This is a genomic window from Haloferax sp. Atlit-4N (genome assembly GCF_003383025.1).
Taxonomy (GTDB): domain Archaea; phylum Halobacteriota; class Halobacteria; order Halobacteriales; family Haloferacaceae; genus Haloferax; species Haloferax gibbonsii.
In genome coordinates this window covers 1-723 of record NZ_PSYY01000036.1, presented here as the reverse complement: position 1 = coordinate 723, position 723 = coordinate 1, and the positions used below count along the sequence as shown (strand labels likewise).

Genomic DNA, 723 nt, shown 5'->3' with positions numbered 1-723 from the left:
CGCGCGAGAATCATCAGCGCCGGCGTCTGGACGAACCCCTGTGCGAGCGTCGTCGGGAGCAGGAGGACGAAGCCGCCGACGAGGAACGGCCGCCGCCCGTAGCGGTCGCTCAGCCGGCCGATGGGGTACTGGAAGACGACGTTGGCGAGGACGGTCGCGCCGAACTGCACCGAAAACAGGAACGTCCCCTGGTCGAGGCGCTCGTTGATGACGTTTGCGAGCGGGGCGTACATGGCGATGCTCAGCGCCATCACGACGGTCGCGACGCCGAGGGCGAACACGGGGTCGAGGCCGGGGCCGTCGGGGTTCCGAACCGAAATCGAGATGTCGTCGGCCGCCTCGCTGTCGGTCCGTTCTGGGTCCTCGATGAGCAGCGCGATGAGGACGAAACTGACCGCCGCGCCGACGACCGCGACGAGGAACGCGGCGTCGAAGCCGGAGAGCGCGACGCCGGCGAGCGAGTAGGGGCCGGCGGTGACGACGCCGCCGGCGACGAGCGGGCCGGTCCCGAAACCGAGCAGTAGGAAGGTGTTGAACAGGCCGAAGTTGCCGCCGCGTTCGTCCTCGTCGGAGAGTTCGTTCACGAGCGCCACCGTGACCGGGATGGTGAACGCCGCGCCGAGACCCTGGAGCGCACGCATGACGAGTATCGAGCCGTAGGCCGTGAACACGAGGTAGCCGGCGCTCCCGACGGCGACGAGCGCGAGGCCGGTCAAAAGAAAG

At 69.0% G+C, this 723-nt stretch carries 1 protein-coding gene; it reads right to left on the bottom strand.

The features are described from left to right. Nucleotides 1-723 (bottom strand): MFS transporter (locus C5C07_RS20400; RefSeq protein ID WP_147302081.1); only part of this gene is annotated, 723 nt, incomplete at both ends.